Origin of the sequence: Micromonospora sp. DT178, from assembly GCF_049841695.1 — a bacterium.
Classification (GTDB): domain Bacteria; phylum Actinomycetota; class Actinomycetes; order Mycobacteriales; family Micromonosporaceae; genus Micromonospora.
In genome coordinates, this window is the sequence record NZ_JBNCKV010000018.1 from 47248 (window position 1) to 71249 (window position 24002).

The 24002-nt window shown below is 75.5% G+C and carries 18 protein-coding genes and 1 pseudogene; 11 read left to right on the top strand and 8 right to left on the bottom strand.

Annotation, left to right across the window (positions count from 1 at the left end; translation table 11 throughout):
• Nucleotides 1-97: 97 nt before the first annotated feature.
• Nucleotides 98-1522, bottom strand: a complete 1425-nt coding sequence (dacB, locus tag ACLQ22_RS26415; RefSeq protein ID WP_425694771.1) for a D-alanyl-D-alanine carboxypeptidase/D-alanyl-D-alanine endopeptidase — start codon at nucleotides 1520-1522, stop codon at nucleotides 98-100.
• A gap of 551 nt (nucleotides 1523-2073) precedes the next feature.
• Between dacB and ACLQ22_RS26420 the strand changes: the two genes are divergently transcribed.
• Complete coding sequence (locus tag ACLQ22_RS26420; protein WP_121401614.1) at nucleotides 2074-2580, top strand: inorganic diphosphatase; 507 nt, start codon at nucleotides 2074-2076, stop codon at nucleotides 2578-2580.
• Nucleotides 2581-2613: 33 nt separating this feature from the next.
• On the opposite strand, the gene eccD is transcribed toward ACLQ22_RS26420, so the two are convergent.
• The gene (gene eccD / locus ACLQ22_RS26425; protein ID WP_425694695.1) at nucleotides 2614-4014 is read right to left on the bottom strand and encodes a type VII secretion integral membrane protein EccD; all 1401 of its coding nucleotides are present in this window, start codon (nucleotides 4012-4014) and stop codon (nucleotides 2614-2616) included.
• A 101-nt stretch (nucleotides 4015-4115) separates the two neighbouring features.
• Between eccD and eccCa the strand changes: the two genes are divergently transcribed.
• From eccCa to ACLQ22_RS26440, 3 genes are all read left to right on the top strand, one after another.
• The gene (gene eccCa / locus ACLQ22_RS26430; protein ID WP_425694696.1) at nucleotides 4116-8084 is read left to right on the top strand and encodes a type VII secretion protein EccCa; all 3969 of its coding nucleotides are present in this window, start codon (nucleotides 4116-4118) and stop codon (nucleotides 8082-8084) included.
• Nucleotides 8085-8158: 74 nt separating this feature from the next.
• A complete protein-coding gene (mycP, locus tag ACLQ22_RS26435) occupies nucleotides 8159-9565 on the top strand; it encodes a type VII secretion-associated serine protease mycosin (RefSeq protein ID WP_425694697.1) in 1407 nt (468 codons plus the stop codon).
• Nucleotides 9566-9688: 123 nt separating this feature from the next.
• Nucleotides 9689-10459: a phosphatase PAP2 family protein gene (locus tag ACLQ22_RS26440; protein WP_425694698.1), complete on the top strand. Its 771-nt coding sequence runs from the start codon at nucleotides 9689-9691 to the stop codon at nucleotides 10457-10459.
• Between the two features lie 4 nt (nucleotides 10460-10463).
• Here the strand turns inward: ACLQ22_RS26440 and ACLQ22_RS26445 are convergent, their stop codons facing one another.
• The 6 genes from ACLQ22_RS26445 to ACLQ22_RS26470 all read right to left on the bottom strand — a co-directional run bounded on the left by ACLQ22_RS26445 (nucleotide 10464) and on the right by ACLQ22_RS26470 (nucleotide 15795).
• Nucleotides 10464-11642 (bottom strand): MarP family serine protease, encoded by a 1179-nt coding sequence (locus ACLQ22_RS26445; RefSeq protein ID WP_425694699.1) that lies wholly within the window; start codon nucleotides 11640-11642, stop codon nucleotides 10464-10466.
• Nucleotides 11643-11705: 63 nt separating this feature from the next.
• The gene (locus tag ACLQ22_RS26450) at nucleotides 11706-12398 is read right to left on the bottom strand and encodes an NUDIX hydrolase (protein ID WP_425694700.1); all 693 of its coding nucleotides are present in this window, start codon (nucleotides 12396-12398) and stop codon (nucleotides 11706-11708) included.
• Nucleotides 12395-13018: a TlpA family protein disulfide reductase gene (locus ACLQ22_RS26455; RefSeq protein ID WP_425694701.1), complete on the bottom strand. Its 624-nt coding sequence runs from the start codon at nucleotides 13016-13018 to the stop codon at nucleotides 12395-12397. Before ACLQ22_RS26455 ends, ACLQ22_RS26450 begins: the two co-directional genes overlap by 4 nt.
• A gap of 44 nt (nucleotides 13019-13062) precedes the next feature.
• A complete protein-coding gene (gene nth, locus ACLQ22_RS26460; protein WP_121401627.1) occupies nucleotides 13063-13851 on the bottom strand; it encodes an endonuclease III in 789 nt (262 codons plus the stop codon).
• Nucleotides 13852-13912: 61 nt separating this feature from the next.
• Nucleotides 13913-15076, bottom strand: coding sequence for a CapA family protein (locus tag ACLQ22_RS26465; protein WP_425694702.1), 1164 nt, complete (start codon nucleotides 15074-15076; stop codon nucleotides 13913-13915).
• Between the two features lie 56 nt (nucleotides 15077-15132).
• Nucleotides 15133-15795 carry an adenosylcobinamide amidohydrolase gene (locus ACLQ22_RS26470; protein WP_425694703.1) on the bottom strand — a complete coding sequence of 221 codons (663 nt, stop codon included), beginning with the start codon at nucleotides 15793-15795 and terminating at the stop codon, nucleotides 15133-15135.
• Nucleotides 15796-16014: 219 nt separating this feature from the next.
• On the opposite strand from ACLQ22_RS26470, the gene ACLQ22_RS26475 reads away from it, so the two are divergent.
• The 7 genes and pseudogenes from ACLQ22_RS26475 to ACLQ22_RS26505 all read left to right on the top strand — a co-directional run bounded on the left by ACLQ22_RS26475 (nucleotide 16015) and on the right by ACLQ22_RS26505 (nucleotide 23998).
• Entirely contained in the window at nucleotides 16015-16692 is a 678-nt protein-coding gene (locus tag ACLQ22_RS26475; RefSeq protein WP_089003062.1) for a Crp/Fnr family transcriptional regulator, read from the top strand.
• Between the two features lie 71 nt (nucleotides 16693-16763).
• A complete protein-coding gene (locus ACLQ22_RS26480; RefSeq protein WP_425694704.1) occupies nucleotides 16764-17507 on the top strand; it encodes a metallophosphoesterase family protein in 744 nt (247 codons plus the stop codon).
• Nucleotides 17508-17907: 400 nt separating this feature from the next.
• Complete coding sequence (locus ACLQ22_RS26485; protein WP_132238580.1) at nucleotides 17908-18510, top strand: TetR/AcrR family transcriptional regulator; 603 nt, start codon at nucleotides 17908-17910, stop codon at nucleotides 18508-18510.
• Nucleotides 18511-18565: 55 nt separating this feature from the next.
• Nucleotides 18566-19348, top strand: a pseudogene (locus tag ACLQ22_RS26490) (TIGR03084 family metal-binding protein); the annotation flags it as partial.
• Between the two features lie 95 nt (nucleotides 19349-19443).
• A complete protein-coding gene (locus ACLQ22_RS26495; RefSeq protein ID WP_425694705.1) occupies nucleotides 19444-21264 on the top strand; it encodes an acyclic terpene utilization AtuA family protein in 1821 nt (606 codons plus the stop codon).
• On the top strand, nucleotides 21261-22400 hold the full coding sequence (locus ACLQ22_RS26500; RefSeq protein ID WP_425694706.1) for an acyl-CoA dehydrogenase family protein: 1140 nt from the start codon (nucleotides 21261-21263) through the stop codon (nucleotides 22398-22400). The genes ACLQ22_RS26495 and ACLQ22_RS26500 overlap by 4 nt, the downstream gene beginning before the upstream one ends.
• Complete coding sequence (locus ACLQ22_RS26505; RefSeq protein WP_425694707.1) at nucleotides 22397-23998, top strand: acyl-CoA carboxylase subunit beta; 1602 nt, start codon at nucleotides 22397-22399, stop codon at nucleotides 23996-23998. Before ACLQ22_RS26500 ends, ACLQ22_RS26505 begins: the two co-directional genes overlap by 4 nt.
• The last annotated feature ends 4 nt before the right edge of the window (nucleotides 23999-24002 follow it).

A 24002-nucleotide genomic window follows, 5' to 3' on the forward strand; every position in this document is an offset into this window, starting at 1 on the left:
GGCACTGCGCGCCGCCGGTGCCGCCCGAGGCCGGCTCCGCACGGCGGCGGTGCCGCGCGGTGGCGGTGCGCGCGGTGGCGGTGCCGCGCGGCGGCGGTCAGCGGCAGCCGCAGCCGGCCAGGGCGGCGCCGATCCGGTCCAGCGCTCCCCGGGCGGCCGTCAGCCCGTCGGGGGGCACCGCGTCGGTGAGCACCGCGAAGGTGAGCAGCCGCCCGTCCGCCGTGCTGACCAGGCCGGCGATGGCGTGCACCTTGGTCAACGTCCCGGTCTTGGCCCGGACCACCCCGGCGCCGGCCTTCGTCGCCGCCGTCTCGTAGCGGTCGGCGAGGGTCCCGGACCAGTCGGCCACGGGCAGGCCGCCGAAGATCGCGGCCAGCTCGGGGCGGCTGCCGTCGCCCGCGAGCGCGATCAGGTCGGTGAGCAGCGAGGGGCTGATCCGGTTGCTGCGCGACAGACCGCTGCCGTCGGCGAGGGTGAGTTCGTCGGCCGGCAGGCCGAGCTCCCCGGCCACGGCGTCCATCGCCGCCCCGGCGCCGGCGAACGAGGCGGGCTGGTTGCGGGCCAACGCGACCTGTCGGGCCAGCGCCTCGGCGACGATGTTGTCGCTGTCGCTGATCATGACGTCGACCAGCCGGACCATCGGCAGCGACTCCACCCTGCCCAGCTCCGCGCCGGGCCCCGGGGCGGCGGCGGGGGTCGCGTCGGCGGGGGCGGTGCCGCGGGCGACCGCGCCGGCCGGCACGCCGAGCAGCCGGGCGAAGGCCCGGCCGGCCGCGAGATCCGGTTGGGGTACCCGCTCGGCCCAGTGGTTGCCGGCCGCCTCGTCCTTCTTCGCGCGGGTCACGTCGCTGCGGGCCCCGTCGGTCATCAGCGCCGTGATCGCGCCGCCGTAGCCGCCGGTGGGGATGTCGTCGTCCCAACCGGGCTCGAAGACCGGGCCGGAGTAGAGCGACGAGTCGACGGTCACCTTCGTCGGCTTCGTGCCGCCGAGGGCCGCGCGCACCTGGGCGGCGAGGTCGTCCAGGCGGGCCGCGCCCGGGTAGAAGCCCTTCTTGTCGACCGCCAGCGTGGGGTCGCCACCGCCGACGATCACCACCTCTCCGGGGGCCGCGCCGGCGACCGCCCGGGTAGGGATGCGGTACGCCGGACCGCGCGCGGCGAGCACCGTGACGCCGGTGACCAGCTTGGTCACCGAGGCGGGCACCGTGGCGTCGTCCTCGCCCCGGCCGAAGAGCGGCTGGCCGGTGGTCACGTCGGCCACCGAGACGTGCACCCGGTCGCCGAGGGCGGGCACGCCGACGAGCGGGGCGAGCGCGGCGCGTACGCCCTCGGGGGTGGGCATCGGGGCGTTCGCGTCCGTGCCGGCCAGCACCTCGACGGGCGCCGGTTCCGCCACCGTCGCGGCGGCACCGCGACCGGCGGGCTCGTCGCCCAGCCAGTCCGCCACCGGTCCCGGCCGGACCACGGCGATCCCGACGGCGGCCAGCACCAGCACGAGCACCGCGGCCAGCACGACGGGCAGGGCCCGGCGGCGGCGGGGGGCCGGCGCGGGCGGCGCGGCGGGGTCCGGGGCGCCGGGGCCGGGTGGCCCGCCGGCGGGCCGGTTCGCGGCGGCGGCCCAGAGATCGGTCGAACCCGACGAGATGTCCTGACCCGTCGGACCGGTCGCGCCGGCCTGACCGCCGGGACCGGCCGGGACGCCGCTGCCCGGGGCACCGTTGCCCGGGGCACCGTTGCTCGGGGCGGCGATGCCCGGGGGTGGGCCGGGTGTCAGGTCGCGGTCGCCCGGGGACGCGGGCGGGCGGGGAAGGTGGGCGTCGGGCACCGGGAACCGCCCGGTCGCCCCGCCGGAAGCAGATCGACCGGTACCCGGTCCAGCGTCGGCATCCGGACGGTAGTGTGAATCTTCCCTCCCCACGGCCCCCTCCTCGCCCCCGAAAATCTGCTTGGGTGACACTACTTCGGTCCGAACACTATGCGGCGGCCGGAGCCCGCGGGTGGGCATTCACCCGTGCGGGAGCGGCGTGCCGCTGGTTTCCGTTGGCCAGCGTGGGCAAACGAGGGAGCGTGCAGATGGATTTCGACGTTACGGTTGAGATCCCCAAGGGTCACCGCAACAAGTACGAGGTCGACCACGCGACCGGCCGGATCCGGCTGGACCGTACCCTCTTCACCTCCACGCAGTACCCGGCCGACTACGGCTTCATCGAGGGGACGCTGGGCGAGGACGGCGACCCGCTGGACGCGCTCGTGCTGGTCCCCGAGCCCACCTTCCCGGGCTGCCTGATCCGGTGCCGCACGATCGGCATGTTCCGGATGACGGACGAGAAGGGCGGCGACGACAAGGTCCTCTGCGTGCCCTACGAGGACCCGCGCCAGGAGCACCTGCGCGACATCCACCACCTCGGCGAGTTCGACCGGCTGGAGATCCAGCACTTCTTCGAGGTCTACAAGGACCTGGAGCCCGGCAAGTCGGTCGAGGGCGCCACGTGGGTGGGGCGGATCGAGGCCGAGGCGGAGATCGTGGCGTCGTACCGGCGCGCCCGGGAGGCCGAGGCGCGCGGCGAGTCCGCGCACTGACCCGACCAGACCACCGACGGGCCCGGGGGCCGCTCAGCCGAGCAGCCCCCGGGCCCGTTCGTACAGGTCGAGCACCGCGCAGGCGACGGGCACCACCGACACCACCAGGGCGGTGTCGGTCAGGTCCGCGATCCGGCCGACGTACGGGGAGACCGGGCGGCGGGCGTACGTGGTGCCGGCGGCCACCGCCACGAGGGCCAGCGCCAGCCCGCCGACGACCAGTGCGAGGCGGCCGGTCGGGCCGAGGCGCCCGACGAGCACGGCGCCCAGCACGGCGTACCCGGCGAGGCCGGCGGCGACGGTCGGCACCCGGTGGCGCAGGGACACGAAGAGCCGGGAGCGCAGCAGCAGCACGGCCGCGGCGACCGCCACCAGCAGCCGGCCCGCCGTCCCGCCGGCGAGGCAGAGCACCACCGCGGCGGCGACCGCCAGCACGGCGTGCCCGAGCAGCATCCCGGTGAGCATCTCCTCGGTGCGGGCCACCGCCGCGTAGACCCGGTCCCGGTCGGGCAGGTCGCGGGCCCGGTCGGCGCCGTCCGGCTCGCCGGTGGGCAGGGTGATCGGGGGCAGCGGCACCTTGCCGAGCCGGATGGCCAGCAGCGGGACCGCCCCCACGGCGAAGACCAGCACGCAGAGCAGGACCGCCGCCGTGCCGGCCGGGCTGAGCAGCAGTCCGCCGAGGGCCGCGAGCGCGCCCACGAACCCGGCGGTGGCGCCCGCCACGAAGACCCGCAGCCGGGTGGCGACGCCGACCAGCCCGAGCACCGACACCAGCAGCAGCGCCACCGACCCGGCGAGCAGCTCGGGCGCGCCGATCCAGCGCAGCCCCGGGACCGGCCCGACCGGGTCGCCGGAGCTGACCGCCAGCGCGCCCGCCGCCGCCGCGTACGGCAGGGCGTAGCCGCCCAGCGTCGCGCCGGCCGGCCCGTCGGCGTGGGCCCGGGACGCCACCACCCCGGCGAGGGTGAGCAGGAGCGCCAGCACGGCGGCGGCCGGCCAGGCGGACTCGTACGCCGGCCCGCCGGCCGTCACGGCGAGCAGCCCGACGGCCAGCGGCACGGCGGCCCCGGCCAGGGCGGCGGCCCGGGTGGCGGCCGGTGACCAGGCCCCGCCGCGCCGCCGGGCGCCGTCGGCGATCGCCTCGACCACGTCGTCGTACTCCAGCTCGGGCCACTGCGCGCGGGCCGGCACGAGGTGCAGCACCTCGCCGTCGCGGACCCCCTGCGGCAGCAGCGCCTGGGCGGTGGTCAGCACCGCGCCGTCGGTGCGCCGCAGCACCCAGCCGCCGTGCCGTTCACCGTCGTCGGCGAGCCCCTCGCCGGCGTGCCGCAGCACCTCGGGCAGCAGCTCGGCCAGGGGCACCTGCTCGGGCAGCGCGACGTCGACCCGCCGCTGGGGGGCGCTGATGGTGACCCGGGCCAGCCCGATCGTCATCGACTGATCTCCATCTCCGGCGGGGTTGGTGGCTGCGCGGACGACAGGACTTTACCTACCATGAGCCAGGCTCGGGTTACCGAGCGCTGTCAGGAGGTCGAGTGTCCACTGTCGTCATCAAGCGGCCACCCCGCCGACCGGCGCCGGAGATTCCGGTGGGTGAGCTGCCGGTGGACGCGCCGCCGGAGATCCCCGCCGTCGCCGGCGGGCGCTGGCAGCAGCTGCTCATGGTGCTGCCGATGCTCGGCGGCACCGTGGCGATGGCGATGATGTTCGGCCGCGGCGGGGGCGCCTACTCCTACGTGGTCGGCGGGATGTTCGGGCTCTCCTCGCTGGCCATGCTGGTGACCTCGTGGGGCAGCGCCTCCGGCACCCCGAAGAAGTCGGAGATGATGGCCGCCCGGCGGGACTACCTGCGGCACCTGACCGTGCTGCGACGCCGGGTCCGGCAGACCGCCGGGCAGCAGCGCGCCGGGCTCTACTACCGGCACCCGGATCCCGGCCGGCTCTGGTCGACCGTCGACAGCCACCGCGTCTGGGAACGCCGCCCCACGGACCCGGACTTCGCGGTGGTCCGGGTCGCCGTCGGCCCGCAGACCCTCGCCACCCCGCTGGTCCCCCCGGTCACCCGCCCGCTGGAGGAGCTGGAACCGATGACCGCCGGCGCGCTGCGCCGGTTCCTGGACGCGTACTCCGTGGTGCCCGACCTGCCGGTGGCGCTCTCGCTGCGCAGCTTCGCCCGGGTCTTCGTGCGGGCCGCCGGCCCGGCCGACGACGGCGACGGGCCCGCCGCCCAGGCGCTGGCCCGGGCGATGCTCGCCCAGCTCGCGGTCTTCCACGCCCCGGACGAGCTGCTCGTCGCCGTCTGCGCCGGGCCGGAACGGCGGGCCGCCTGGGAGTGGGTCAAGTGGCTGCCGCACGCCCACCACCCCACCCGCACCGACGCGCTCGGCCCGGTCCGGCTGGTCACGAGCGCGGGGGCCGAACTGGAGGGGCTGCTGGACGAGGTGCTGGCCAGCCGGTCCCGGTTCAGCCCCGCCGGCCCGGCCACCGACGGCCCGCACGTGGTGGTGGTGCTCGACGGGGGCGACCTGACCGGGGCCACCGACCTGACCGGCGACGGCGGCATCGACGCGGTCACGATCATCGACCTGGACACCCCGCCGCCGCGCCTGCTGGACCGGTTCGCGCTGCTGCTGGAGCTGCGCGGGGGACGGCTGCACTCCCACTCCGCCGAGGGGCACGCCGAGGTCGGTACGGCGGACCGGCTGGACCCGGTCGACGCGGAGGCGGTCGCCCGGCGGCTGGCCCCGCTGCGGCTGGCCACCGCGGCACGCGGCCCGGACGCCCCGCCGGGCGCGGAGCTGGGCCTGCCCGAGCTGCTCGGTCTCGGCGACCCGGAGAGCTTCACCGCCGAGCAGGGGTGGGCGCCCCGGTCCGCCCGGGAGCGGCTGCGGGTGCCGATCGGGGTGGGCACCGACGGCGGCGCCATCGAGCTGGACCTGAAGGAGTCGGCGCAGGACGGGATGGGGCCGCACGGCCTGCTGATCGGGGCGACCGGCTCCGGCAAGTCCGAGCTGCTGCGCACCCTGGTGCTCGGGCTGGCCGCCACGCACAGCTCGGAGCAGCTCAACTTCGTACTGATCGACTTCAAGGGCGGCGCGACCTTCGCCTCGTTCGACCGGCTGCCGCACACCGCCGCGGTGATCACCAACCTGGCCGACGCGCTGCCGCTGGTCGACCGGATGGTCGACGCCATCAACGGCGAGCTGGTCCGCCGCCAGGAGCTGCTGCGCCGGGCCGGCAACTTCGCCAGCCTGCGCGACTACGAGCGGGCCCGCGCCGCCGGCACCCCGCTCGCCCCGCTGCCGTCGCTGCTGCTGATCTGCGACGAGTTCTCCGAGCTGCTCTCGGCCAAGCCCGACTTCATCGACCTGTTCGTGCAGATCGGCCGGCTGGGCCGGTCGCTCGGCGTGCACCTGCTGCTGGCCTCGCAGCGGCTGGAGGAGGGCCGGCTGCGCGGGCTGGACACCCACCTGTCGTACCGGATCGGGCTGCGGACCTTCTCGGCGCTGGAGTCGCGCACGGTGCTCGGGGTTCCGGACGCGCACGAGCTGCCCCGCTCCCCCGGGCACGGCTACCTGCGCTTCGGCACCGAACCGCTGGTGCGGTTCAAGGCCGCGTACGTCTCGGGGGCGCTGCGCCGGCGCGGTGCGGCGCCGGGCGCGGGCGGCACCGGGGCCCCGCGCCTGCTCGCCTTCTCCACCCACCTCGTGCCCAAGCCGGAGCCGGTCGGGCCGCCCGCCCTGCCCGCGACGGCCGACGAGGGCGGCACGGAGAGCCTGCTGGAGCTGATGGTCGACCGGCTCGCCGGGCAGGGGCCGCCCGCCCACCAGGTCTGGCTGCCCCCGCTCGGCCGGGCGCCCGCGCTGGACGAGCTGCTCGGGCCGGTCGGCGTCGACCCGGCGCGCGGTCTCACCTTCGGCAACCCGGAACTGCACGGCGCGCTCCAGGTGCCGGTCGCGATCGTCGACAAGCCCTTCGAGCAGCGCCGCGACCTGCTCTGGCTGGCGCTGGAGGGCGCCGCCGGCCACGTCGCGGTGGTCGGCGGGCCGCAGAGCGGCAAGTCGACCGCGCTGCGCACGCTGATCTGCGCCCTGGCGCTCACCCACACCCCGGCCGAGGTGCAGGTCTACTGCCTCGACTTCGGCGGCGGCGGGCTGGCGGCGCTGCGCGACCTGCCGCACGTCGGCGGGGTCACCGGCCGCGCCGACCCGACGGCCGTCCGGCGTACGGTCGGCGAGATCGCGACCCTGCTGGTCGACCGGGAACAGCGCTTCGCCGAGCTGGGCGTGGAGTCGATGGCCGCCTGGCGGCAACGGCGGGCCGCGCTGGCGCACACCGGCCAGCCCGGGGCCGACCCGTTCGGCGACGTGTTCCTGGTGGTGGACGGCTGGGCCACCCTGCGCGGCGAGTACGACGACCTGGAGCCGCTCATCACCGACCTGGCCACCCGGGGGCTGTCGTACGGGGTGCACGTGGTGGCGACGGCCGTGCGCTGGCTGGACTTCCGGCCGGCGATCCGGGACCTCTTCGGTTCCCGGCTGGAGCTGCGCCTCGGCGACCCGGCCGACTCGCTGGTGGCCCGCCGGGCGGCGACGAACGTGCCGGAGAAGACCCCCGGCCGGGGCATCACGGCGGAGAGCCTGCACTTCCTCACCGCGCTGCCGCAGCTCGCCGCCTCCGGCGGGGACGCCACGGACCTGGTCAAGCGGGCCGCCGAGGGCTGGGCCGGCCCCGTCGCGCCCCCGGTGCGGCTGCTCCCGCCGGTGCTCCCGTACGCCGAGCTGGACCTGACCGCCGCCACCGGCCTGCGCGTCCCGGTGGGGATCGCCGAGGCCGACCTGCGCCCGGTCGCGCTGGACTTCGCCACCGAGCCGCACTTCGTCGTCTTCGGCGACGCCGAGTGCGGCAAGTCGTCGTTCCTGCGCGCGCTGGCCACCTCGATCATGACCCGGTTCACCCCCGAGCAGGCCCGGGTCATCCTGGTCGACTACCGCCGCAGCCTGGTGGACCTGACCGAGTCGGCGTCGCCGCACCTGATCGGGTACGGCTCCGCCGCGGCGCACACCACCGACCTGATCGAGTCCGCCGCGGGCTACATGGCGGGGCGGGTGCCCGGGCCCGACGTCACGCCCGCCCAGCTGCGGCAGCGGTCGTGGTGGTCCGGGCCGGAGCTGTTCGTGCTGGTCGACGACTACGACCTGGTCGCCAGCGGGCCGTCCAACCCGCTGCGTGCCCTGGAGGAGCACCTGCCGCACGCCCGGGACGTCGGGCTGCACCTGGTGCTCGCCCGTCGCTCGGGCGGCGCCGGACGGGCCCAGTACGAGCCGCTCGTGCAGCGCCTGCGCGAGCTGTCCACCTCGGGGCTGGTCATGGCGGGCAGCCCGGAGGAGGGGGCGCTGGTCGGCCCGGTCCGGCCCGGCCCGCTGCCCCCGGGGCGCGGCCGGCTGGTCACCCGGCGCGAGGGCGTACGCCTCGTCCAGCTGGCCCATCTGCCGCCGCCGTGACCGGTGTCCCGGGAACGCCCCGCAAGGCGGCGAGGAACCGGTAATCTCCGATCGTCATGTTTGCGTCGCGATGAATGCCTGAGGATGTGACGACCGTGCGGCACAGCTGTCCGCCAGCGGCTCGGCGGATCGCCGGACGTACGTTGCTCGGTCTGGCGGCCGCCGTCGTGTCGGTCGCGGGTCCGGTCACGGCGGCCGACGCCGCCCCTCGGCAGCCCGCCGCCCGGCCGGTCCTCCACCCCCCGGCCGCCGCCGTCCCGGTGGCGCTCGCGGCGCCCGACAGCAAGAACCGCCCCGACCAGGTCCGCGACGAGCAGTGGCAGCTCGACGTGTTGCAGGCGAAGACCGCGTGGCGCAGCTCGACCGGTAAGGGGGTCACCGTCGCGGTGATCGACTCCGGTGTGGACGCCGCCCATCCCGACCTGGCCGGCCAGGTGCTGCCCGGCCTCGACCTGGTCGCGCCCCGGGGCGCGGCCGGCGACCCCGATCCGGTCGGCCACGGCACCACCGTGGCCGGGCTGATCGCCGGCCGCAACGACGACGCGCGGGGGGCCGTCGGCCTGGCGCCGGACGCGCGGATCCTCCCGGTCCGCGTCCTCGACGCCGAGAACCGCTACGACGACGCCCTGATCGTCGCGAAGGGCGTGCGCTGGGCCGTCGACAACGGCGCCCGCGTGATCAACCTGTCCCTCGGCGGCAGCGGCGACAGCCCCGCCCTGGCGGCGGCGCTCGACTACGCCTTCGCCCGGGACGTCGTCGTGGTCGCCTGCACCGGCAACCTGGGCAACTCGTCCAACGCGAAGGTCTGGTACCCGGCCCGGGAGCCGGGCGTCATCGCGGTCGCCGGGTCGGAGCGCGACAGCGACAACCTCTGGTCCGGTTCGATCACCGGGCGGGCCACCGTGCTCACCGCCCCCGCGACCGGCCTGGTCGGGGCCCGGCCGGGCGGCTACTGGCGGGTGCAGGGCACCAGCTTCGCGGCGCCGTTGGTCGCCGCCACCGCCGCGCTGGTGCGGGCCCGCTACCCGGAGATGTCCGCCGGCGACGTCGTCAACCGGCTGCTCGCCAGCGCCCGCGACATCGGCCCCACCGGTCGGGACGACCGCTTCGGGTACGGCATGGTCGACCCGGTCGCCGCGCTGGACGCCGAGGTGAGCCCGGTGGGCCGCAACCCGCTGGACGACCAGTCCTCCCCGGGCGTGGTCGGGTTCGGCCCCGCCCCGGGGTCGACGCAGCCGGACGTCGCGGGGGTCGGCGGCGACCCGCGCGGCTTCACCGTGCCGCGACAGCAGTCCCGGTGGGCGGCGCAGCCGGCGGGTACGCAGGAGGACGGCACGCCGGAGCAGCTGTGGACCGGGGCCGCGTTCTTCGTCGCCCTGCTGACCGGGGCGGCGTTGATGGTGCGCCGGTTCCGCCAGTGGACCCCGCTGGCCTCGCCCCGGCGCGGCACCGGGACGTGGCGTCGCCCGCCGGCGCGCTGAGCCGCCGGCGCTCCCCGTCGTCGCCCTCTGGAGGAGCCGTCGTCGCCCCCGCGCGGGCGACCGGCCCCGGCGGAGGTCCCCGATCGGGTCTGACCGGGCCGCCTCCCGGGTAGAACGACTGTCATGAGCCCGTCCGGCCCGCGTACCCTCGCCGCCCCGCCGCGCTCCTCGTGGCGTGACCGCCGCCTGCACCCGGAGCACGCCCGGGGCCTGCGGCTGACCCTCGCGGCGGCTGCCGCGTTCCTGGTGGCGGTGCCGTTCACGCTGCTGGCCGTCCTGGTCCTCGGAGACTGGTCCCCGCTGCGCCGGCTGGACACGGCGGTCACCCACGCGCTGGTCGGCTACGCCGCCGACCACCCGGCGTGGGTACGCCTGATGGCCCTCTGGACCGACGTGTTCGCCCCGATGCCGCTGCGCGTCGGGGCCCTGGTCCTGGTCCTCTGGCTGGTCCGCCGGGGTGCCCGGCAGCTGGCGGTCTGGGTGGCCGTCACCATGGCGGTCGGCGGCCTGCTCAGCCCGCTGCTCAAGCTGCTCGTCGGTCGGCCCCGGCCGGACCTGCCGGACCCGGTGGCCGAGGCGCCCGGCCTGGCCTTTCCGTCCGGGCACGCGCTCAACGCCGCCCTCGCCGCCGGGGTGCTGCTGGTGGTGTTCCTCCCGCACGCCCGGCCGGCCGCGCGCCGGGTGGTGTGGACGGCCGCCGTGCTGCTCGCCCTGGTGACCGGGTTCAGCCGGGTGGCCCTCGGCGTGCACTGGACCAGCGACGTGCTGGCCGGCTGGCTGCTCGGCGCGGCCGTGGTGGCCGCGACCGCCGCCGCTCTCACCGTCTGGCGGGTCGACCCGCCCGGCCGGCCGGCGCCGCCGCCCACGGGTCACGGGCCGGCGGCGGGAAGCTGACCGGTCAGGTGCAGTCGCCGGTGCCGACGGCGCGGGTGCGCTCGGCGCCGGCGAGGGCGACGGGACGGGCCTCGGCCGCGGTCACCGCGAAGCCGGTGTTCGGGTCGTCGGCCGCCGCCGCGAAGATCACCCCAAGCACCAGCCCGTTCGAGGAGACCAGCGGGCCGCCGGAGTTGCCGCTCTGCACCAGCGCCCGGATGGTGTAGACCTCCCGCGTCACGTTGCCGGCGGAGTAGATGTCCGGCCCGGTGATCCGGTCGACGTCCCGGATCCGCGCCGACTGGGCGTTGTACGGCCCGTCGAGCGGGAAGCCCAGCACGATCGCGTCCGCGCCGCTGCCCGCGTTGCCGGCGGCGAACCGCATCGACGGGCCGGGCAGCCCGGGCACGTGCAGCACGGCCAGGTCGCGGTCGGGGTCGTAGACGACCACCTTGCTGTCGTACCGGTCGCCGTTCAGCTCGACGACGGTGGACCGGGTCCCGGCGACGACGTGGGCGTTGGTCATCACCCGGTCGTCGGCGTAGACGAAGCCGGAGCCCTCGATCCGGCGCGAACAGCTCGGGGCGGAGCCGAGCACCTTGACCACCGAACGCTGGCTGTTGACCACCACCTGGGAGCCGGCGAGCGCCGGGTCGGGCGGGGACACCTGCCGGGCGCGGGTGGGCGCCAGGTCGCCGAAGACGTCGGGGAAGCCGTTGGTGTCGACGGTGTCCCGCAGTGCCGTGGAGAGCTGCTGCGCCTGGTCGGGCAGGACCCGGTCGACCACCGTGAGCAGCGCGCTGTTGCGCACCGAGGAGGCCAGCCAGGGCAGCGACGACGAGCCGAGCGGCACCGCGACGAGCCAGGCGACCAGCAGCACGGCGAAGAGCGAGACGAACGCCCCGCCGACGTCGTCGACCCGCTTGGCGACGTCACTGGTGATCGTCTTGCGCAGGTGCGAACCGACCCAGCCGGCGAGCGCCTGGCCGACCACCGCCAGCCCGAAGATCGCCACCAGGGAGATCAGCACCCGGGTGCCGCTGTCGACGAACTGCTGGGCCAGCAGCGGCCCCACCTGGAGGCCCACCAGCGCGCCCAGGAAGAAACCGGAGAACGACAGCACCCCGATGACGAAGCCCTGGCGGTATCCGCTGATCGCGAACACGAGCATGAGCAGCAGCAGTACGAGATCCACGGCGGACACGCGTCAAGCGTACGGGCACCGGGCTCGCGAGATGACCATCGCTTGCGGAAGGTGACCGTCCGGTCAGCGCACCGGGGTCTCGTCGACCGCGTCGGTGCCGGCCGAGGGCGCCGGGGCAGCCCCGGTCGGCGGCAGGTCCACGACCCGGTCGCGGGGCCACGGCCTGGCCCAGCCGCCCATGTCGAGCAGGGCGGAAAGCACCCCGGCGGTGAAGCCCCAGACCAGCATCCCGCGCGCCGAGAAGGCCGGGCCGATCCAGCCGCTCGGGTGGCGGACCCGCATCCGGTTGGCCGGGTCGACCAGCTCGGCGACCGGCAGCCGGGCCACGTGCGCCACCTCGGCCGGCTCCCGGGGGTGCACCGGGTGCGGCGCGTGCCACCAGGCGAGCACGGGGGTGACCACGAAGTCGCTGACCGGGATCCAGAGCTTCGGCAGCTCGGCCAGGACGGTGACGCTGGCCGGGTCGAGGCCGACCTCCTCGTTCGCCTCGCGCAGCGCGGTCGCCCGGGTGTCGGCGTCCTCCGGGTCGGCCGCGCCGCCGGGGAAGGCGGGCTGGCCGGCGTGGTTACGCAGGGTGGCCGCCCGCTGGAGGATCAGCACGTCCGGTCCGGCGCCGGGCTCCTCGCCGAGCAGCACCAGCACCGCGCTCTCCCGCCCCCCGCTCTCCGGGGTGACCAGCCGGGTGAAGTCCTCGCTGCGCGCGCTGCCGAGCCGGGTCAGCAGCGGGTCGAACCAGCCCGGCGGACGCCGGCTCACGCCCGCACCGTCACGCCGAGGTGCTGCCGGACCAGCTCGGCCAGGCTGGCGTCGTCGAGCGCGCCCGAGGAGTCGACGTGCCGGACGCGAGACTGCCCGTCGACGAAGACGGTCAGGGGAATGCCCTTGCGCAGCAGTTCCTGCTTCACCCTCTCGCCCCGGTCGACCAGCACCGGGAAGCGGACGCCGAGGTCCTCGCCGATGGCCTGGGCGGCCTCGCGGCCGTCCCCGCTGTTGACGCCGACCACCCGGAACTGGCCGGCGGCCCGCTCGCTGAGCCGCTGGAAGGCCGGCAGTTCCTGGCGGCAGGGCGGGCACCAGGAGGCCCAGACGTTGACCACCGCCGGGCCGCGCAGGTCCCGCAGGGCGACGGGGGCGCCGCCGGTGAAGCACTCCAGGGTCAGCTCGGGCAGCGCCTGGCCCCCGCCCCCGGACGGTGGGGCAGGTGCGGCGGACGCGGGCGGCGTACCGAGGGCGGAGCAGTCCTGGAAGGGCGACGGCCGGTTGGCGGCGGCCTTCTGCCGCTCGGTGGGGCCCGGATCCTTCTCCTCGGTGCCGGCGGTGCACCCGGCGACGGCCAGCAGCACGGGTACGAGCAGGGCGGCGAGCCGGCGGTTCATCGGTCGCGACCGCGGGGCCCTCGACACCCGTCCGCTCCCCGCGCTCACGGTGCCTCCGCCACGACGGCCTGGACCGGCACCAGCTCCGGGTCGACCCCGGCCGCCACCGCCAGGTCCCGGGCCCGGGGGCCCTTGAGCAGCTTCGCGGCCGCCGCCGGCTCGGTCGGGCCGGTGCCGTACGACGGGCAGAGCTTCGCCAGCGTGCACGCGCCGCAGGCCGGCTTGCGGGCGTGGCAGACCCGCCGGCCGTGGAAGATGATCCGGTGCGACAGCATGGTCCAGTCGCGCCGCGGGAAGAGCGCCCCGATCGCGTGCTCGATCTTGACGGGGTCGGTCTCGGCGGTCAGCCGCCAGCGCTGGACCAGCCGCTGGAAGTGGGTGTCGACGGTGATCCCGGGAACGTCGAAGGCGTTGCCGAGGATGACGTTGGCGGTCTTGCGGCCGATGCCGGGCAGCGTCACCAGGTCGGCGAGCTTGCCGGGGACCCGGGCGTCGTACCGCTCCACGAGGGCCTGGCCGAGCTTGATCAGCGAGTCGGTCTTGTTGCGGTAGAAGCCGGTGGGCCGGATCAGCTCCTCCAGCTCCGCCCGGTCCGCCCCCGCGTAGTCGGCGGCGGTCGGGTAGCGGGCGAAGAGCTTCGGGGTGACCTCGTTGACCTTCTTGTCCGTGCACTGCGCGGAGAGGATCGTCGCGACGGCCAGCTCCAGGGGGTTGGAGTGGTCCAGTTCACAGTGCGCGTCGGGGTGGGTCTCGGTCAGTACCCGGCCGATCCGCCGGGCGCGACGGGTGCGCCCGAGGTCGGTCTCGGTGAAGCCGGAGGAACTCGTGGTCACGCCGGCCAGCCTACGTCGCCCGGCCGACGGTCGGCCGGGTCCACGCGCCGTGCCGTCCCGGTCAGCCGCCCTGGGGCGCGCTGATCGCGCCGGAGTCGTCGAACCGGGCGCCGGTCTCCGGGAAGTCGCTCTTGGTCAACTGCTTCACGAGGCCCAGCCCGCGGTCGTCGCGGTCCATGGTCGGCTTGCCGATGGAGTTCATGTACGTCGAGGCGAACGAGCCGCCGGCCCAGCTGCCGTCCGGCTTCAGCGACACCTTCAGCACCCCGCCCCAGCCGAGCCGGCCGGCGTTGCTCAGCGAGTTGCCCCCGCCGGCGAAGTTGCCCAGGCTGTACGCGATCAGCCGGCCCTTGTAGAACTCCATGCCGCGCAGCACGTGCGGGCCGTGCCCGACGATCAGGTCCGCCCCGGCGTCGATCATCGCCTTGGAGAACTTGACCGGGTCGCCCCGGTTCTCGCCGAGGAACATCTCGGTGCCGGGCCGCACCCGCGTCTTCTCGGAGCCCTCGCCGCCCATGTGCACCTGCACGACGACCACGTCGGCCATGCCGGCCGCCTTGGTGATCACCTTCTTCGCCGCGGCGATGTCGGTGAGGCTGTTGGACCAGACGTACGACGAGAAGCCGGCGACCGCGACCTTGACCCCCTTGACGTCGACCACGGTGATCTGGTCGGGCGCCCCGGTGTGCGCGAGGTCGTGCTTCTCCAGCGCCTTCTGGGTGTTCTCGTAGCCCTTCGGACCGAAGTCGTAGCCGTGGTTGTTGGCCTGGTTGAGCAGGTCGAAGCCCGCGTCGCGCAGGTGCGCGGCGTACTCGGGCGGGGCCCGGAACTGGAAGCAGCGGGTCGAGTTCGGGCCGCACTTGCCGGTGCCGGTGTCGACGGTGAGCGGCTCCTCCAGGTTGCCCATCACCAGGTCGGCGGCGAGCGCCTTCTCGACCGAGTCGAAGAAGCCCTTCCCGCCGTTGGGGGGCAGCCGGTTCGGCGCGTTGCCCATGATGATGTCGCCGGTCGCCGAGAGCGAGATCGCCTGCTCGGCGGGCTGTGCGGTGCTCGTGGGCTCGCCCGAGCGGACCGGGGCGCCGGTGTTGCCGCCACCCGTGCCGGGCTGCCAGACCGCGTCGGACCCGGACCCGGGCCCCCCACAGCCGGCGGTGAGCAGGACGGCGAGCAGCGCGCCGAGGGCGAGTGCGGCCCGGCGACGCGGAGGAGAGGCGGCAGCGTACATCGAGCGCGACCTTATCGGCTGTGCAACGCCGAAACGAGGGCCGATCGGACGGAGTCTCAGCCCGCCGGTCGGTCCGACCACGGCACGACGGTGCCCGCCCCGCCCGCCGTCACGGCGGCGTGCACGGCCCGGGCCAGCGGGGCGCCCCAGGTGGAGCGCGGTCCGCCGTACGCCGACTCGGGGCCGTCGACCGGGCAGAGCACGGTGACCGCGTCCGTCGGGGTGCCGGTGCCCGGCACGCCCAGCTCCGCGATCGCCTGCGCCTTCGCCTCGGTGGCCGTGGCGACCGCGTTGACCAGGGCGGCGTCGCCGAGCCGGGCCGGGACGTACACCACGATGTTGACGGTGCCGACCCGCTGGGTCAGCGCCGCCGGTGCGGGCTCCGCCGCCCGGACCGGGGTGCCCAGCCCGACCGTCGCCCAGGCCCGCACGCCGGTGTCCGTCCGGGCGACCACCTCGGCAACGTCCACCCCGGTCAGCAGGCCCACCCCGGGCCCGTCGAGGTCGAGCCGGTCGGCCAGTTCGGCCAGGTGGTCGGCGGGGTCGTCCCGGTCGTACGACATGGGCACGGTCGCGTTGACGACCCAGTGCCGGACGCCGATCCCGCCACCCAGTGGCGCGGAGCTGACCGCGCGCAGCGGGCGGTCGGCGCGCCAGACCAGCAGCGGGACGTCCCGACCGTCTTCCTGTCGGGCGGTCAGCACGGGTTCACTCAGCACGTGGGTGACCCTACGACCCGGGCGTCGGGGGCCGCCCCCGGCGCCCGGGCGGGCGCGCGATCCTAGTGCTTGATCAGGGCCGGCAGGTTACGCCCAACGATCAAGATTCCAGGGGTGCACCTCTGATTGCTGCTCACGTGCGCCTAGACTGGCGACGCGCGAGGGATCAGCGGACGGCGGACCCGGCCGACGGACGGCACGCGCAGGCGGAGGTGCGCGATGGACGAGGTACTGGCTCGCAGCGGGATCTTCCAGGGCGTCGACCCGGAGGCTGCCGAGGCGCTCGCCAAGGAGATGGAGACGCTCGAGGTCCGTAAGGGCGAGATCGTCTTCAACGAGGGCGAGCCCGGCGACAGTCTCTACATCCTGCTGTCCGGCAAGATCAAGGTCGGTCGGCGCGCTGCCGACGGCCGGCAGAACCTGATCGCGGTGATGGGCCCGTCGGACATGGTGGGCGAGCTGTCGCTCTTCGACCCCGGCCCGCGTACGGCGACGGCCACGGCGGTCACCGACACCCGGCTGGTGCGGCTGCGCAAGCAGGCCCTGCGCCCGTGGCTGAACAACCGCCCGGAGATCGCGGAGCAGCTGCTGCGGGTGCTCGCCCGCCGGCTCCGGCGCACGAACGACTCGCTGGCCGACCTGATCTTCACCGACGTCCCCGGCCGCGTCGCCAAGAACCTGCTCCAGATGGCCGGCCGCTTCGGCACCCGCGACGGCGGGGTGCTGCGGGTGACCCACGACCTCACCCAGGAGGAGATCGCCCAGCTCGTCGGCGCCTCCCGGGAAACGGTCAACAAGGCGCTGGCCGACTTCGCCTCGCGCGGATGGCTGCGCCTGGACGGCAAGAGCATCATCATCCTCGACCCGGAACGCCTGGCCCGCCGCGCCCGCGTCTGACGCGTACGACCCGGATCTGCCTGGGGCAGAATCGCTGGACACCGTGCCCGCGCGGCGGGCACGGTGAAGCGATGCTGGACCGGGTGGCCGTTCTCTCCGACATCCACGGTGCGCTGCCGGCGCTGGAGGCCGTGCTGGCCGAGCCGGACGTCGCCGCTGCCGACCTGATCGTGCTCACCGGCGACATCGCGGCCGGCCCGCAGCCGGTCGAGGTGCTGGACGTGCTCGCCGGCCTCGGCGACCGGGCCTGCTGGGTACGGGGCAACGCGGACCGCGAGCTGGTGCAGGCACGCGCCGGCCGCCCGTCCCCGGTCGACGTCTCCAACTGGGCGGCGGAGCAGCTCCGCGACGACCAGGTGGCCCGGTTGGCGGCGCTGCCGCTGACGGTCACCCTGGAGGTCGGCGGCCTCGGTCCGGTGCTGTTCTGCCACGCCACCCCCCGCGACGACGAGGAGGTCGTGCTCGTCGACTCCCGGATGGAACGCTGGGCGGAGGTGCTCGCCGACGTCCCGGCCGAGGTTCCGACGGTGGTCTGCGGGCACACCCACATGCCGTTCACCCGGCTGGCCGACCGGCGGCTGATCGTCAACCCGGGCAGCGTCGGGATGCCCTACGGCGGTCCCGGCGCCTACTGGGCGCTCCTCGGGCCGGGGGTGCACCTGCGGCGTACCTCCTTCGACGTGGACGCCGCCTGCGCCCGGGTGACGGCCGGGTCGGGCTTCCCCGACGCCGCCGAGTGGGCGGACGAGTACCTGCGCTCCCGACACAGCGACGCCACCGCCCTCGCGGTGTTCGCCCCGCGCGACGGCCGCTGAGCAGTGACCGACGGATGACTCCCGCCCGGGTGGGACGACACCCGTCGCGCCCTGTCGAGCTGCCCCGTCCGTAGGACCGGCCGGCCTCCCCTACCGACGCGAGCCCAGGCGAACGCGATCCCAGCCCGCGACCGAGCCCAGCTTCGGATCGAGAGCCCAGCCGGGGCTGGCTGGACCCAGCCGCTTGGGCCTGAGCCCGGATCGGGGTGGAGCCGCGTCGCCGTCCGGTACCGGGCCGGGCTGTCCGGGCGGGCCTGTGGCCCCCACAGGCCCCTGCCCCATCCGTAGGGGCAGCTCGACAGCGCCCGACCACCTGGTCACCAACCTCGGCCGGACGATCCGATGCCGGCCAGAAAAAGTCAGTCTTGACTGTTTGTTTCGGTGGCGGCAGGCTGTCCCCGTGCCCGCATCGACCCGCGTCCCTCAGCAGGAACGCAGCCGCGCCACCCAGGCGCGGCTGCTGGAGGCGACCGTCGAGTGCCTGGTCGAGCACGGCTGGTCCGGCACCACCACCACCGTCGTCGCGGCCCGGGCCGGCGTCTCGCGCGGCGCCCAGCTGCACCACTACCCCACCAAGGCCGCGCTGGTCACGGCCGCCGTCGCCCACCTCGCGGAGCGGCGTGCGGAGGAGCTGCGCACCGAGGCCGAGGCGCTGCCGCCCGGCCCGCAGCGGCTCGACCGGGTGATCGACCTGCTCGGCGCGGCCTTCACCGGCCCGCTCTTCGTCGCCGCCCTCGAACTGTGGGTCGCCGCGCGCACCGACCGGGAGCTGCGCGAGGCCCTGGTGCCGCTGGAGGCCCGGGTCGGCCGCGAGATGCACCGGCTCACCGTCGCGCTGCTCGACGTGGACGAACGCCGTCCGGGCGTACGCGAGGCGGTGCAGGCGACCCTCGACCTGCTCCGCGGGCTCGGCGTGGCCAACCTGCTCAACGACGACTCGTCCCGCCGCGCCGCCCTGCTGCACACCTGGAAGCGACAGCTCGCCACCCTGCTCACCCCCTGACCGCCCGCCCTGACCGGCCCGCCCTGGCCGCCCGCCCCAGCCCCCCGGAGGCACCATGGTCGACCTCAAGGACCTGCTCGCGGATCTGGCCGACGAGTCCCAGCAGCTCGACGACCTGGTGACCGGCCCGCCCGCCGACTGGGGGCGCGCCACGCCGTCGCCAGGCTGGAGCGTCGGGCACCAGATCGCCCACCTCGCCTGGACCGACCACGTCGCGCTGCTCGCCGCCACCGACGCCGAGGCGTTCCTCGCCGCCGTGCTCGCCGCACCCGACCCGGCCCGGCTCGTCGACGCCGGCGCGGAGGAGTTCCTCGCCCCGCCGAGCGAGCTGCTCCCCCGCTGGCGTGCCGGCCGGGTGGCGCTCGCCGACGCGTTGTCGCGGGTGCCGGCGGGCGGGAAGCTGCCCTGGTTCGGCACCCGGATGTCGGCCGCCTCGATGGCCACCGCGCGGATCATGGAGACCTGGGCGCACGGTACGGACGTGGCCGACGCGCTCGGCGCGATGCGCCCCGGCACGGCCCGACTGCGGCACGTCGCGCACCTCGGCTTCCGTACCCTCGGCCACAGCTTCGCGGCCCACGGCCGGCCGGTGCCGACGGCGTTGGTGCGGGTCGAGCTGGCGGCGCCGGGCGGCGACACCTGGACGTACGGCCCGGCCGACGCCGCCGACCGGGTCACCGGCCCCGCGCTCGACTTCTGCCTGCTGGTCACCCAGCGGAGGCACCGCGCGGACCTGGCGCTGGCGGCGACCGGCCCGGTCGCCGACGCGTGGCTGGACGTCGCGCAGGCCTTCGCCGGCCCACCGGGTCCCGGCCGCCCGCCGACGGCCACCGCGACCGGCTCTGCCACCGCAACCGACGCGGCCCCCACGGCCGGCCAGGCCGAGGCAGCCGACACGGCCGGCGGGGCCGGCGTGGCGGGCGGGGTGCCGGCGTGAGCGACGTGCTGCGGGTGGGCAACGCCTCCGGCTTCTACGGCGACCGGTTCACGGCGTGGCGGGAGATGCTCGACGGCGGCGAGCTGGACGTGCTGACCGGCGACTACCTCGCCGAGCTGACCATGCTCATCCTCGGCCGGGACCGGCTGCGCGACCCCTCCCTCGGCTACGCGAAGACCTTCCTCCGCCAGCTGGAGGGCTGCCTCGGCACCGCGCTGGACCGGGGCGTACGGATCGTGACCAACGCCGGCGGGCTGAACCCGGCCGGCCTGGCCGCCGCCATCGGGTCCCTCGCCGACCGGCTCGGCCTGACCGTCCGCGTCGGGTACGTCGAGGGCGACGCCCTCGCCCGCCCGGACGCGCTCACGGCGAACGCCTACCTCGGGGCGTACGGCATCGCCGCCTGCCTGGACGGCGGGGCGGACGTGGTGGTCACCGGCCGGGTGACCGACGCGTCCCTGGTGGTCGGGCCGGCGATCGCCCGGTTCGGCTGGGGCCGCGACGACCTGGACGCGCTGGCCGGGGCGACCGTCGCCGGTCACCTGGTCGAGTGCGGGGCGCAGGTGACCGGGGGCAACTTCAGCTTCTTCACCGAGCTGCCCGACGGCGGGCGGCGCCCCGGGTTCCCGGTCGCCGAGCTGCACCCCGACGGCTCCTGTGTGATCACCAAACACCCGGGCACCGGCGGCGCGGTCACCGTGGAGACCGTCACCGCCCAGCTGCTCTACGAGATCGGCGGCCCGGCCTACCTCGGACCGGACGTGGTGACCCGGCTGGACACGGTGGAGCTGGGCGCCGACGGGCCGGACCGGGTGCGGGTGAGCGGCGTCCGGGGCACGTCTCCGCCGGGCACCCTCAAGGTGGGCGTCAACAACCTCGGCGGCTTCCGCAACTCGATGACCTTCGTCCTGTGCGGGCTCGACATCCCCGCCAAGGCGGCCCTGGTCCGCGGTCAGGTCGAGGCGGCGGTCGGCACGGAGGGGCTGGAGTTCGTCCTGGCCCGTACCGACCACGCGGACGCGGTCGACACCGAGGCGGCGAGCGCGCTGCTGCACGTACACCTGCGGGACGGCGACAAGGCGCGGGCCGGGCGGGCCTTCTCGGCCGCCGCGGTGGAGCTGGCCCTGGCCTCCTATCCCGGCTGCACACTGACCACGCTGCCCGGCGACGCGACGCCCTACGGGGTGTTCACCGCCGACGCCGTGCCGCAGGACGCGGTGCCGCACGTCGCGGTGCTCCCCTCCGGCGAGCGGGTGCCGATTCCGCCGCCGGCGCGCACCGCCGGCCCGCCCGACGGGCCGGCGCCCGCCGCCTCGCCCGACGCGACGACGCCCGCCGCCTCGCCCGACGCGACGACGCCCGCCGTCGACCCGACCGGCGGGACGACCCCGGCGGCTGAACCGCCGGCCGACCGGCCCACCCGGCGCGCGCCGCTCGGCGAGCTGGTCGGGGCCCGCTCCGGCGACAAGGGCGGCGACGCCAACCTGGGCGTCTGGGCCCGCACCGACGTCACCTGGTCGTGGCTGCGCGGCTGGCTGACCACCGCGCGGCTGCGCGAGCTGCTGCCGGAGACCGCGCCGCTGACCGTGGAGCGGTACGAGCTGCCGAACCTGCGGGCGGTCAACTTCGTCGTCCGGGGCCTGCTCGGGCAGGGGGTGGCGGCCTCCACCCGGTTCGATCCACAGGCCAAGGCGCTCGGCGAACTGCTCCGTTCCCGGCTCGTCGACCTGCCGGCGGAGCTCACGCCCGGCCCGGACTCCCCGCCTGGCGGCCCGGACGCCCCGGCCGACGGCGCGACGCCCGGGGAGGGCCGATGACCATCGTGGACACGCCGGAGCGCCGGCAACTGCGGGAGCTGACCCGGGCCTTCGTCACCCGGGAGGTGCTGCCGCACCTGGCCGACTGGGAGCGGGCCGGCGAGATTCCCCGGGAACTGCACGCCACCGCCGCCAAGCTCGGCCTGCTCGGCATCGGCTTCCCGGAGGCCGTCGGCGGCAGCGGCGGGGACCTGCTCGACTCGATCATCGTCACCGAGGAGATCATCCGCTCCGGCGGCTCGTCCGGGCTGGTCGCGGCGCTGTTCACCCACGGCATCGCCCTGCCGCACATCGTCGCCTCCGGCGACGCGGAGCTGATCGACCGGTACGTCCGGCCGACGCTGGCCGGCACCATGATCGGGGCGCTGGCGATCACGGAACCGGACGGCGGCTCGGACGTGGCGAGCATCCGCACCCACGCGCGGCGCGACGGCGGCCACTACGTGGTCAACGGCTCGAAGACCTACATCACCAGCGGCGTCCGGGCCGACTTCGTGACCACCGCCGTCTGCACCCTGCCGCCGGGCACCGGCGCCCTGACCCTGCTGGTGATCGACAAGGGCACGCCGGGCTTCACGGTCGGGCGCCGGCTGGAGAAGCTCGGCTGGCACTGCTCGGACACCGCCGAGCTGTCCTTCGCCGACGTACGGGTGCCGGTGTCCAACCGGGTCGGCGCGGAGGACACGGCCTTCCTGGCGATCATGCAGAACTTCGCCGCGGAGCGGCTCTCGCTGGCCACCCAGGCGTACGCCATCGCGCAGCGTTCCGTGGAGCTGGCGGTGCGCTGGTGCCGGGACCGGTCCACGTTCGGCCGCCCCCTGGCGAGCCGTCAGCTCGTCCGACACCGGCTGGCCGAGATGCACACCCGCACCGAGGCCGCCCGCGCGTACGTGCACCAGGTGGCGGCGCGGGTCGCGGCGGGCGAGCCGGTGGTGACCGAGGTGGCGATGGCGAAGAACGTCGCGGTGGCCGCCTGCGCCCAGGTAGTCGACCAGGCGCTCCAACTGCACGGCGGTTACGGCTACCTGCGCGACGCCGAGGTCGAGCGGCACTACCGCGACGCCCGGATTCTCGGCATCGGCGGCGGCACCACCGAGATCATGAACGAGATCATCGCGAAGGGCATGGGCCTGTGACGACACTGCGCAGCGCGATCGACCCGTCCTCGCCGGGGTACCACGCCAACCGGGAGGCCCTGCTGGAGCGCCTCGCCGAGCTGGACGCCGCCCTCGACCAGGCCCGCGCCGGCGGCGGCGAGAAGTACGTGACCCGGCACCACGGGCGGGGCAAGCTGCTCCCCCGGGAGCGGATCGAGCTGCTGCTCGACCCGGACAGCCCGTTTTTGGAGCTGTCCCCGGTGGCGGCGTACGGCACCGACTTTCCCGTCGGCGCCAGCGTGGTGACCGGCATCGGCGTCGTCGAGGGCGTCGAGTGCCTGGTCGTCGCGAACGACCCGACGGTACGCGGCGGCGCGGTGAACCCGTGGTCGCTCGCGAAGACCCGCCGGGCGGGCGAGATCGCCCTGGCCAACCGGCTGCCGATGGTGAACCTGGTCGAGTCGGCGGGCGCGGACCTGCCCACCCAGGCGGAGATCTTCATCCCGGGTGGACGGGTGTTCCGCGACCTGACCCGGCTCTCGGCCGCGAAGATCCCCACGGTCAGCGTGGTCTTCGGCAACGCCACCGCCGGGGGCGCGTACGTGCCGGGGATGTCCGACCACGTGATCATGATCCGGGACCGGTCGCAGGTCTACCTGGCCGGGCCGCCGCTGGTGAAGATGGCCACCGGCGAGGTCACCGACGACGAGTCCCTCGGCGGGGCGGCCATGCACGCCACGACGTCCGGGCTCGCGGACTTCCTGGCCGCCGACGAGCGCGACGGCATCCGGCTGGCCCGGCAGTGCGTACGGCGGCTGAACTGGCGCAAGCAGGGCCCGCCGCCGCGCAACCCGTCCCCGCAGCCGCCGAGGTACGACCCGGAGGAGCTGCTCGGCATCGCCAGCGCCGACCTGAAGGTGCCGTTCGACCCGCGCGAGGTGCTGGCCCGGGTGCTCGACGGCAGCGAGTTCGACGAGTTCAAGCCGGCCTACGGCACCGCCCTGGTGACCGGCTGGGGCGAGCTGCACGGCTATCCCGTCGGGGTGCTGGCCAACGCGCGGGGCGTGTTGTTCAGCGAGGAGGCGCAGAAGGCGACCCAGTTCATCCAGCTCGCCAACGCCGCCGACACCCCGCTGGTCTTCCTCCAGAACACCACCGGCTACATGGTCGGCACCGAGTACGAGCAGCGCGGCATCATCAAGCACGGCGCCCTGATGATCAACGCGGTGTCGAACTCGACCGTGCCGCACCTGACGGTCAACCTCGGCGCCTCCTACGGTGCCGGCAACTACGGCATGTGCGGGCGGGCGTACGAGCCGAGGTTCCTGTTCACCTGGCCGAACGCCAAGTCGGCGGTGATGGGGCCGGCGCAGCTCGCGGGCGTGCTGTCCATCGTGGCCCGGCAGGCCGCCGCCGCCCGGGGCCGGGACTACGACGAGGACTCCGACGCCGCGATGCGGATGATGGTCGAGCAGCAGATCGAGTCGCAGTCCGGCGCGCTCTTCCTCTCCGGCCGGCTCTACGACGACGGGGTGATCGACCCCCGCGACACCCGTACCGTGCTCGGGCTCTGCCTGTCGGCGATCCACAACGCACCGGTCAGGGGCGCCGACAGCTTCGGCGTCTTCCGACTGTGAGCGC